10 protein-coding genes are annotated in these 9539 nt (G+C 41.8%); 4 read left to right on the forward strand and 6 right to left on the reverse strand.

What is annotated here, in order from left to right; translation table 11 throughout:
* Nucleotides 1-24 precede the first annotated feature (24 nt).
* The 4 genes from JUI58_RS18075 to JUI58_RS18090 all read left to right on the forward strand — a co-directional run bounded on the left by JUI58_RS18075 (nt 25) and on the right by JUI58_RS18090 (nt 5660).
* Complete coding sequence (locus JUI58_RS18075; RefSeq protein WP_204105201.1) at nt 25-639, forward strand: type I restriction endonuclease; 615 nt, start codon at nt 25-27, stop codon at nt 637-639.
* A gap of 190 nt (nt 640-829) precedes the next feature.
* Entirely contained in the window at nt 830-4624 is a 3795-nt protein-coding gene (locus tag JUI58_RS18080; protein ID WP_204105202.1) for a hypothetical protein, read from the forward strand.
* Between the two features lie 102 nt (nt 4625-4726).
* Nucleotides 4727-5131, forward strand: a complete 405-nt coding sequence (locus tag JUI58_RS18085) for an EVE domain-containing protein (protein WP_204105203.1) — start codon at nt 4727-4729, stop codon at nt 5129-5131.
* Between the two features lie 151 nt (nt 5132-5282).
* Nucleotides 5283-5660, forward strand: a complete 378-nt coding sequence (locus tag JUI58_RS18090; protein WP_204105204.1) for a GxxExxY protein — start codon at nt 5283-5285, stop codon at nt 5658-5660.
* Nucleotides 5661-5785: 125 nt separating this feature from the next.
* On the opposite strand, the gene JUI58_RS18095 is transcribed toward JUI58_RS18090, so the two are convergent.
* From JUI58_RS18095 to JUI58_RS18120, 6 genes are all read right to left on the reverse strand, one after another.
* A complete protein-coding gene (locus JUI58_RS18095) occupies nt 5786-6346 on the reverse strand; it encodes an amino acid permease (protein ID WP_204105205.1) in 561 nt (186 codons plus the stop codon).
* The gene (locus tag JUI58_RS18100; protein WP_204105206.1) at nt 6333-6566 is read right to left on the reverse strand and encodes a hypothetical protein; all 234 of its coding nucleotides are present in this window, start codon (nt 6564-6566) and stop codon (nt 6333-6335) included. Before JUI58_RS18100 ends, JUI58_RS18095 begins: the two co-directional genes overlap by 14 nt.
* Complete coding sequence (locus JUI58_RS18105; protein ID WP_204105207.1) at nt 6556-7344, reverse strand: type II CAAX endopeptidase family protein; 789 nt, start codon at nt 7342-7344, stop codon at nt 6556-6558. The genes JUI58_RS18100 and JUI58_RS18105 overlap by 11 nt, the downstream gene beginning before the upstream one ends.
* 73 nt (nt 7345-7417) lie before the next feature.
* On the reverse strand, nt 7418-8170 hold the full coding sequence (locus JUI58_RS18110; RefSeq protein ID WP_204105208.1) for a M23 family metallopeptidase: 753 nt from the start codon (nt 8168-8170) through the stop codon (nt 7418-7420).
* A 30-nt stretch (nt 8171-8200) separates the two neighbouring features.
* Nucleotides 8201-8365 (reverse strand): hypothetical protein, encoded by a 165-nt coding sequence (locus JUI58_RS18115; protein ID WP_204105209.1) that lies wholly within the window; start codon nt 8363-8365, stop codon nt 8201-8203.
* A gap of 73 nt (nt 8366-8438) precedes the next feature.
* A complete protein-coding gene (locus JUI58_RS18120; RefSeq protein WP_204105210.1) occupies nt 8439-9197 on the reverse strand; it encodes a DUF6544 family protein in 759 nt (252 codons plus the stop codon).
* Nucleotides 9198-9539 lie beyond the last annotated feature (342 nt).

Consider the following 9539-nt stretch of genomic DNA (forward strand, 5'->3'; position numbering starts at 1 on the left):
TCCGCGATTCAGATGTTGTTTTGAATGACTATTGCAGTTACAGAAAATATTAGATCGTTTAATGATGTAGAGACAAAGTTAGGTCTGCGCCGATCGCAAGATCCAGACTTCTTTATGGAATGGTGTAGAGATTTTGAAGAATTAGGAGATACTGAAAAAACAACTTTAGATCGGATCAAGCAATCATATTTACATCATATTACTGAAGGCTTTTTGTCTGAGGGAACGGTAAATTTGTTGATGGTTTCACCGTTACTATTTTTGGCAGGTTTTCTGGAATTTCCTTTTAGTTTGCGAAGTGAGCAGTCAGTTGAGATTAGCGATTACAGTGGTAGTGTTACTTATCACGGTCGAATTGATGCTTTAGTTTTGAATAACAACTTATGGATCGTTTTAATTGAGGCAAAGCGTTCTAGTTTTTCGTTTTTGGTGGCAGTACCACAGGCTCTTGCCTACATGATGGCAAGTCCAAATGGTGATAAACCAACTTATGCACTTGTCACCAATGGCGATCATTTTATGTTTGTTAAGCTACAACAATCGCAATACGATCTTTCTGATGATTTTTCACTTTTTAAGCGATCGCGCAATGAACTCTATCCCGTGCTTCAAATTCTAAAATCCTTTAAGGATCTGTAAATAATGAACCTAACTCTTTTTGAACACGGATTAAACGGATTTCGCGGATTTCGCGGATTTTTTGGATTTTTTAAGGATTTATTAGGATTATTTAAGGGATTTTCTGGTTGGAAGGGTATATGATGAAAACAAGTAAAATCCGTGAAATCCTCATAATCCGTATAATCCGCGATTCTGACGTTGTTTTGATATGAAATTAACCATTTTTAACCAATCAGATTTTTTGACTGCTTTGCGGGATTTTTTTGAGGCGTTACAAGTACCGATTAATGCTGTAACAGATAAGCTAATTTCTGCTAGGGAAATTCTCGAAAATACTTACCGCGATCGCGAATCTTTTCGGCTGATGGATGAGGTTTATTGTTTGGGCATGGTTGATGATGCTGCGTTTCGGAAGAAAGGAGCGATCGCTTTGGAGAAGGTGCAGGGCTTGACCAAGGATTATGAGGGAGTTGTCATTTTTGGGGTGACATTAAATAGGCGCGAGGGTGGTTTGTTGCCAACGCGATCGCAGTTAGCAGAAATAGCACGGGCTTTTAATCGGGAGTTTTGTTATACGCCTGTAGTTGTGGTGTTTAAGTATGCGGGTGCTGATGGTGAGTATCTGGCGTTTGCCAATACGGAAAGGTCAAAATATAAGCGGAATCAGGAAGGGGAGAAGGCGGGCAAGGTAACGCTGCTAAGGGATGTGAGTATTAGCAATATTCACTCGGCGCATGAAAAAATTATTTTTGGCGATAAGAATTTTAAGGGTTTAAAGATTGATGCGAGTAAGATCAATAGTTTTAAAAAGCTGTATGACTATTGGCAAACGGTATTTTCATTGCAAGCTTTAAATGATCAGTTTTATGCAGATTTACAAGACTGGTTTTACTATGCCTCACAGCATATAAAGCTTCCTTTCAGACCTGACTATGTGCCAGAAAAGGAAAACATCAAAAACTTTTTGGTTCGGTTGCTTGCCAGAACTATGTTTTGCTGGTTTATCAAAGAGAAGGGGCTGATTAAGCCTGATATTTTGGAGCTTAGAGATTGGGATGGTCGGGTTTATCCTTTGGTTAAAGATTTTGAAGATGGTAACTTTTTAGATTCAAATAGCTATTATCGCGGAGTTTTGCAGAATATATTTTTCAATTCGTTAAATCAAAAGGATAAAAAATCGCTCAAAGATTTTAAATGGACACAGTATTTACATTCAGATTTTCAGATTGAATGGTTTACCGAGATTCCCTATTTGAATGGTGGTATTTTTGATAAGTTGGATGAAGATAATGCTAAAGAAAGCATCAAAGATACGGTGATGCGTGTGCCTAACTTTCTCTTTTATGGGATTGAGACAGAAGAAAATGTAGCAAAGGGTAAGGCTAAGAAACTTGAAGTTAGGAAGGTTTACCATAAGGGTTTGAATGAAATTTTTAAATCCTATAAGTTCACTTTGGAAGAGAATACGCCCTATGATGAAGATATTGCGTTAGATCCTGAGTTGTTGGGTTTAGTATTTGAAAACCTATTGGCAGAACTTGATCCAAATTTGGGAGAGAGTACGATCAAGAGTATCCGTAAGCAGACAGGGAGCTATTACACACCACGTAAGGTAATTCAAGAAATGGTGAATGAAAGTCTGTTTATTTATCTGAAAAAATATACTATTTCTAAGAATGTGGAAACCCTCAAAAAGTTAGTCTATGAGAACATTCTAGACAATAAAGATCGTAATTTTTGTGACGGTGTGGTGAATGGAATTGATCGATTTAAGGTGCTTGATCCTGCTTGTGGTTCAGGGGCTTTCTCGATGGGTGTTTTACATCGGTTGGTTGATATTTTGAAGCTGGTTGATCCAGATAATTCCAAATGGTTACGGCTGAAACTGCAACCTGTAGATGCTAATTATCGAGATGAATTTGAGAAGACACTGAAGCAACATTTAGATGATTACAGCCGTAAGTTAGGAATTATTCGGGATAGTATTTATGGCATTGATATTCAGCCTTTGGCGGTACAGATTACCAAGTTACGCTTTTTTATCTCTTTGCTAATTGATCAAAAGGTTGAGAAAGGAATTACACCAATGCCGAATATTGAGACAAAGATTATTTGTGCAAATAGTCTCAAAAATATTCAAGCAGATTTGTTTTCGCCTGATGCGATCGCTAAGTTAAAAGTTGCGAGACTCAAGTATTACAAGCCTGACTTATCGCTTGAGGATAAAAATTTAGTTGTTGAAGAAATCGTGACGGTTTTAGATCGCGCATTTCCGTCTTTTAGTAAAGAAATAACTGGTAAGCAGATCACAGGACAAAATAAGGAGTTATTGCGTCATTGGTTTACCCATGCGACGGTGGCGGCTCCATTTTTTAATTTGGATTACTTCTATCCAGAGCTTGAGGGGCAGGGTTTTGATTGTGTGATTGGTAATCCGCCCTATGGTGGTACGAAGATTAGTGATGATGTGCGTAAGGATTTGGGAATAGATAGTAAAGATCCCTATGGTGCTTTTATTGCGAGGTTTTTGGCAAGTAATAATAAGCCAACTCCGTTAAAGGATGGTGGGGTTTTGGCTTATATTGTCAGTGATACTTTTATGACTATCAAGAGTCATCATGCTCTGCGTCGTCAAATGATGGATAACTACATTCATAAGATGATTCGGGTGCATACTGATACGTTTAAGGCGACTGTAAATACGGCGATTATTATTTGTGAACGCAATACTTCAAAGTCTTTTAATCGGGATCATGTTTGTCAGATGGTGGATATGACTAATGTGAGTGTTCATGATAGTTATAGTCGGTTTGTGGAGTTGTTGGGGCTGGCGCGAGGGGTTGATTTTGGTGAGGTGAGGGATTGTGTGAGTAATGAGGAGTATGGGATTTATTATTATCCGCAAGGTTTGATTCGGACTAATAGTAATTTGCCGTTTTTTGTGGCTAGTCCTAAGTTGTTTGTTTTGATGAATGATAGTAATGATCCGTCTTGTATGCCGAAAACTGTTGAGCAGGAAATTGGCGGTAAAATGTTAAAAGTACGCAAGATTGAGATGAATGATAAAGAGATTCAGGTCGTAAAGTTAGGGGATATTGCGGATGTAAAAGTTGGTTTACAAACTGGTGATAATCAGGCTTATTTGTTCCAAAATCCTGATGCAAGGGGTAATTATCGCAGTATTGAAGACTTTAGAGAGTATTTGCTAACTGAGGAAGATTTAGACAAGATTAGAAATAATGATAATTTGCGCTTAGAGGTGATTAATAAGGGTGTTTCTAAAGATGATCCTTCAAGTCAAAGATATTTTGGTGGGCGTTATATTGTTCCTTACGATAAAGGTGGTGAGAGTGACTCAGATGATGGTTGGTTGCCAAACTATTTTGTTGTAACTGACTACTTCATAGATTGGTGTGAATGGAGTATGAATAGAATGAAGTCATTGACTATTGCCCAAAGAATACAAGAATACAAAGAAAATACTCCTATTAAAAAGAGTTATGAAACTACTACCTGTGCTGTATTTAGAAATACGGAACGATATTTTCAATATGGAATTACATATTCCCCAACTGGTATTTACTCTCCAACATTTAGACTAGGATGTGGTGCAGTTTTTGGAAACAAAGGTTCTACAATTTTTACTTCTTTTAATTCAGAGCAAGTTCTTGGGATATTGAATAGTAATGTTTACAGATATTTGCTTAAAAACTATAGAGCGCACACAGTAGAAAGTCCAGAGCAAGGTTTGTTTGATACATCAATTATTATTTCAAATCTTAATTTAGAACAAAATATCAATTCCTTAATTTCAAAACAAAAAATTGATCCTCGTTATGATTATGCCAGTCACGAACAGATAGAAATAGATAAATTAGTCTATGAAGCCTATGGACTTAACGCCGAAGACATTGCCGAAGTTGAGAATTGGTATGTGCGTAGATATCCAAAATTATCGCAAGCCCAAAAAGCTAACCTGCGTAAACTTAACCCCACTCTTTGAACACGGATTTAGCGGATTACACTGATTGCACGGATTTGAGTTATCTTAAAAATCAGCGTAATCTGCGTAATCCCCTTAATCCGTGTTCAGCATTTAATTAATATGAACTACTGGCTAGTAAAATTCGCCCCCTTCCGCTACAGTTGGCAAGAAATTTTGCGTAACGGTAAATTTGAAATATATTCCGTCCGCAACCCACAAGCACGGAATAACCTCAAAGCCATGCAAATAGATGATGAAGTCTTGTTTTACCATAGCCAAGAAGGAAACAGCATCATGGGTAAAATGAAAGTCATAGTCACCGCCCATCAAGACCCAACCACCGACGATCCCAAATGGTTAAGCGTCACCTTTGAGCCAATCGAAAGTTTTGAGAAACCAATAACATTAAGCCAGATTAAAGAAATTCCAGAATTAGCAAATATTGGCTTAGTCAAACAGCCTAGACTTGCCGTAATGCCATTAACTAAAGCTGAATTTGAGATAATTGTAAATTTAGGAAATTAAAAAGTCAGAATCGCGGATTATGCGGATTATATGGATTGCACAGATTACATGGATCAGGTTATCTGCTAAAGTATATATATCATGAAAAATGTAAACCATTAAAATCAGCGAAATCAGCGAAATCCGCTTAATCCGTGTTCAAGTTTTTATTATGGACTTAAAATACCAAGACATTACCAAAAAAATAATCGGTGCATCCTTTGAGGTTCATAAATTTCTAGGTAGTGGTTTTCAAGAAGTAATTTATCAACGCGCCTTAGCCTACGAATTTCATCAAGCAGGGTTAACCTTTGCTAGAGAAATTGAGCAACATATTTATTATAAAAATCTACCAGAGCCGATCGGCACACGGCGGGCTGATTTTGTGGTTGAAGAAAAAATATTAGTCGAACTAAAAGCCACCAAACAACTAGAAGATGTCCACCTTGCCCAAGCCTTAAATTATCTTAAAGTATATAAACTCGAAATCGGGCTATTGATTAATTTTGGAAGTAAAAGCCTAGAATTTAAAAGATTAATCAAAACATAAACATCTGGGACACGGATTAAATGGATTTCACGGATGGCGCGGATTTTTTTGAATTTTGGGAGATTAAATGAATTAAAATCAGTGAAATCAGCGTAATCCATCTAATCCGTGTTCAGAATTTTTATTTAGGGCTTGCTGAAAAAGTAATTGAACAGAAAAACAATACCCAAAAATGAAATCCATCGATAGCTATTAGTGCGTTTATAAAGCCGCACATTAGCAAAGTTGACCGCAGCAAAAATGATTAAAAAGCCTGAGCTACCCATTGTCGATATGCCAGAGAGATCGAATACATTAGCAACAATTAGAGTTAAGCCACTGGTAATTAATAACCCCTCAACTGGCTGATTCCAGATCTTTTTTTCTAACGCAGAGGGTAACTCTCCAGATTTAGCAATGATAAAACTCAGGCGTGAAGTGCCGTAAAGTGTGGCATTGAGGGCTGAAGCCGTTGAAAGTAAAGCCGCGATCGCAATTAAACTAAAACCAGCCTGTCCCATGAAGGGTTTAGCCGCCGCCGCCAATGCGTATTCTAAGGCAACAGTGCCGGCGATCGCAAACGCTAAGGGTGCGCCTCCTTGGGCTAACTGCACCGACAACCCCAAAACGGCGAAGATGCCGCCACCCACCATGCCACCGATGCCGACAGCAACCACTGACCAAAATCCCATGTTACCCTCTGTCATTGTTAACTTGTCTCGTATAGTTTCTATAGGCGATCGCGCTTTCTCCCCGCGATTCACTTTCTTGCAACCCTTTTTGCAAGGTTAAAGGAAACTGCAATTTTAACTCCTCAATCCATTTCGGTCTGCCAACCCGATAGTGTTGATTATTAACTATATCTTGAACGCCTTGACCCGATACAACTTTAAAGTCAGTCCCTTGTAAACCAGTTTTAGCACGCACGAACCCTTTTTCGGCGCGAGAGATTCGCTCTGCCAAACACGGCTATCAATACCATTGCCACCACACAGTTCACAAGAGCATAGATGATAGGGGATACCCCAGGGATGAATGCGCTAGCTATGTTCCCCGAACCATGCAAAAGCGCCACTAGCAAAATACTGCCTTTAGTACTGTTGTAAATCCAGGTGTATACAAAAGCATCTGCCACGATGCTGATAAACCAAAGAAAAGGGTACTCAGACATCGCACCCGCCAAAAAGAAAAGCGGTAAATGCCATAACCCCCATAATGTGCCCACAATCAGAGTAGCTATGAAGGCATTATGTCGTTTCTGCAATCGTGGCAATGCAAAACCGCGCCACCCAATTTCTTCGCAGATATTGGCGAAGAAATTGACCATGAGACCAATGAAAAAATAAGGGGATAGATCGACCTGTGGTGTGACAACTGTTGCTGAAAAGCCCAGTAATTTGGTGAGGCCTTGCGCCGTAATGAGAAGAACCGCAGGCCCCAGCACTGCGACGATATACCAGACTGGGGCAACCCGCCATCGGATCAGTCCCTTGAGCAAATCTCCAACCCCTGCCCAACCATACGCCACCTGTGCCACAATCACAGCCGCAAGTGCAGGGCCAATGGCATAAAAGATGGAAAGAACTAGGAAGTAAGTGCGGTAAAGTGGGGCAATATCTCGCGAGGCTAAGATCACTGATACCATGCCAATCCATGAAATACCAAAGGCCAAGATATAAAACCAAATGACGGGATATTTCTTCATTACGAATAAACCTGGTTGAGTACGGTAACTTTGACAAGGATATTTTTTTTGGGGATGAAATGCGCTCAAGCCATCACTGCCTCAAAGTCAGACGATCGCCGCGAATGAGAAAACGGCCATCGAAGCGCACCGGCAAGGGGTCGCCGGACAGAGGCACGGCTGAAGAACCCGGTCGCTGGGCATGAATGTGAAGGTGGGGTTCGGTGCTGGCCCCAGAATTGCCGACCTCGGCAATGGCATCCCCGACGGCAACGGTCATACCGGAATCCACCAAGAGACTCTGGGGGCGAAAATGGGCCAGGATGACCTCGGACTCGCCGCAGCGCAGAATCACATGATTTCCAGCGCGGTTCACTAGATCAGTTTCTGGGATGGTCATATCTGGGAAGCCATCGATCGCCTGCACCACTTGACCTGCACAGGGAGCGAACACCGTCGCGCCGTAGATCAAGTACGCCGCAGGGTTCTTGGGGCTGATGCCGGGCGATCGCCACCCCCAGCGATTAACCTGAATGATATCGATGCCATAACTTTGACCCCGGTAGGCTTGGAAACGCGGCACTGACTCATCTAGGGTTTTGAGGTGGGCATTGATGCGAATATTGCTACCGCCATTGAGAATCAGAAAATTGTCACCCCGCAGAGGAAAGGTAAGGTCAACAGTAGGCGCAGCAGCAGGAAACTGCCCCGTCCAACTGCGGACTGCCTCATTGCCTGCATACACGCCAAAGGCCACGAAGCCGATAACCATCAACCAACCTGGCCAGCTTAAGGGCATCCGGCGCTTGGGCTGATGCTTTGAAAACCCCAGTCCCAACGCCAGCATAAATAGCACCCCATACAGATAGGGAGTCCACTAGGGCGGAAAGATCCAGATACCCATAGTCGCGATCGCCACCAAGGCGATCGCCGTCACCAGAGATTGAATCCCCATACCCAGTAGATTGCGGGGCGGCACAAAAGCCAACCACCCAATCAAAATCAGGGGCAACAGAAGTTGAATCAGAATGAAAATCGTCATCGCAGACCTCGTGATTGCATCTTTTTAATTGGCATAGATTTTCTAAAATTGAATTTTCTGAAACTGCTAACGATTACTGGTAGATAGCCTCATCAATGGTGGCGCGGAAAAACTCGCCTTCTGACTCAAATCGATCGGAGCCAAAGTACCACCCAACTCGCAAACGGGTGGGAATCGTGTAGCCGCAGAATGTGCCTTCTTCTTCTACGATCGCCCCGAAATCTACATAGTGGTGTTCAGCACCTTCTGGATTGCCCCAGCGTGGCAGTTTGGCGGTTTTGAGTTGCCCCGTTCGATCGATGGTTAGGTCTAATTTCGCTGGCTCGCCTTGTAGGATAAAACTGGCTTGTAGGTGCGATGAATTCCGGCTTGTCCATGATATCTGATCGCTAGAGAATACAGATGGCAATAACATAGATTCTGCCTGAAGACGACCGGCAGCAGACCGAGTAATATCTGAGCCGGTTCCGGTCATCACTGGGAATAGCCCTAATAGCTTCCATTGCATCGCCCCAATGCCATCAATGATCCGATCTGATCCCACGATCGGTAAGTGGTTCATCCAGGCGGTGGCACTCCAAATAAAACCGCGCTCCCAGCAGACAACTTGCTCTGCGGTGAAGGGACTCCAGGTTTTTAATTTGATTTCGCCGTGCATTTTTAGGCGCACTGCTGATGCGATCGCCGTTCCAGGGGCGATCGCATGGTCGAGATACCGCCTGACAACTTCTGGCAAATGAGCAAAGTCATCGGGTCTAAATACACGCTCCTGAGATATTGCTGAATCCCATAAGGCATCGAGGGAAAGCTGTTTAGTTCTTATCACTCTCATTTATTGCTCCTCTCTTAATCATTGTTAGCAGTTAATCGAGCCGGCTCTTTTTACTGACACTTTTATATAGAAAGGCGATAGAAATCAAGGCTATTAAGCCAGGAGCCGCTAACCATAGCCAAAAACCCAACAAGAATTGATTCAGAACCAATTCAGAAACGCCACCACTATCCGCAGGCAAGTTAAACCAAAATGCTGAAAATGTACCTCCAAAACCAATCAGAATAGCGGCTATTCCAGCTATGATTGAACAAAATGTCGAGTGCAGTCCCTACCCATAATCTTTGATTTGGGTAGGGTTAGCGAGACCAACAAAGGAAATCGCGAAGCATCCGACTAGAG

Origin of the sequence: Spirulina sp. CCY15215, from assembly GCF_016888125.1 — a bacterium.
Taxonomy (GTDB): Bacteria; Cyanobacteriota; Cyanobacteriia; order Cyanobacteriales; family Spirulinaceae; genus CCY15215.

What these genes read in the sequence shown, in the direction of transcription:
- JUI58_RS18110 (WP_204105208.1), bottom strand. Translation starts at nt 8,170, where the DNA reads ATGCTGGCGTTGGGACTGGGGTTTTCAAAGCATCAGCCCAAGCGCCGG.
- JUI58_RS18105 (WP_204105207.1), bottom strand. Translation starts at nt 7,344, where the DNA reads ATGAAGAAATATCCCGTCATTTGGTTTTATATCTTGGCCTTTGGTATT.
- JUI58_RS18080 (WP_204105202.1), top strand. Translation starts at nt 830, where the DNA reads ATGAAATTAACCATTTTTAACCAATCAGATTTTTTGACTGCTTTGCGG.
- JUI58_RS18075 (WP_204105201.1), top strand. Translation starts at nt 25, where the DNA reads ATGACTATTGCAGTTACAGAAAATATTAGATCGTTTAATGATGTAGAG.
- JUI58_RS18090 (WP_204105204.1), top strand. Translation starts at nt 5,283, where the DNA reads ATGGACTTAAAATACCAAGACATTACCAAAAAAATAATCGGTGCATCC.
- JUI58_RS18095 (WP_204105205.1), bottom strand. Translation starts at nt 6,346, where the DNA reads ATGACAGAGGGTAACATGGGATTTTGGTCAGTGGTTGCTGTCGGCATC.
- JUI58_RS18085 (WP_204105203.1), top strand. Translation starts at nt 4,727, where the DNA reads ATGAACTACTGGCTAGTAAAATTCGCCCCCTTCCGCTACAGTTGGCAA.
- JUI58_RS18115 (WP_204105209.1), bottom strand. Translation starts at nt 8,365, where the DNA reads ATGACGATTTTCATTCTGATTCAACTTCTGTTGCCCCTGATTTTGATT.
- JUI58_RS18120 (WP_204105210.1), bottom strand. Translation starts at nt 9,197, where the DNA reads ATGAGAGTGATAAGAACTAAACAGCTTTCCCTCGATGCCTTATGGGAT.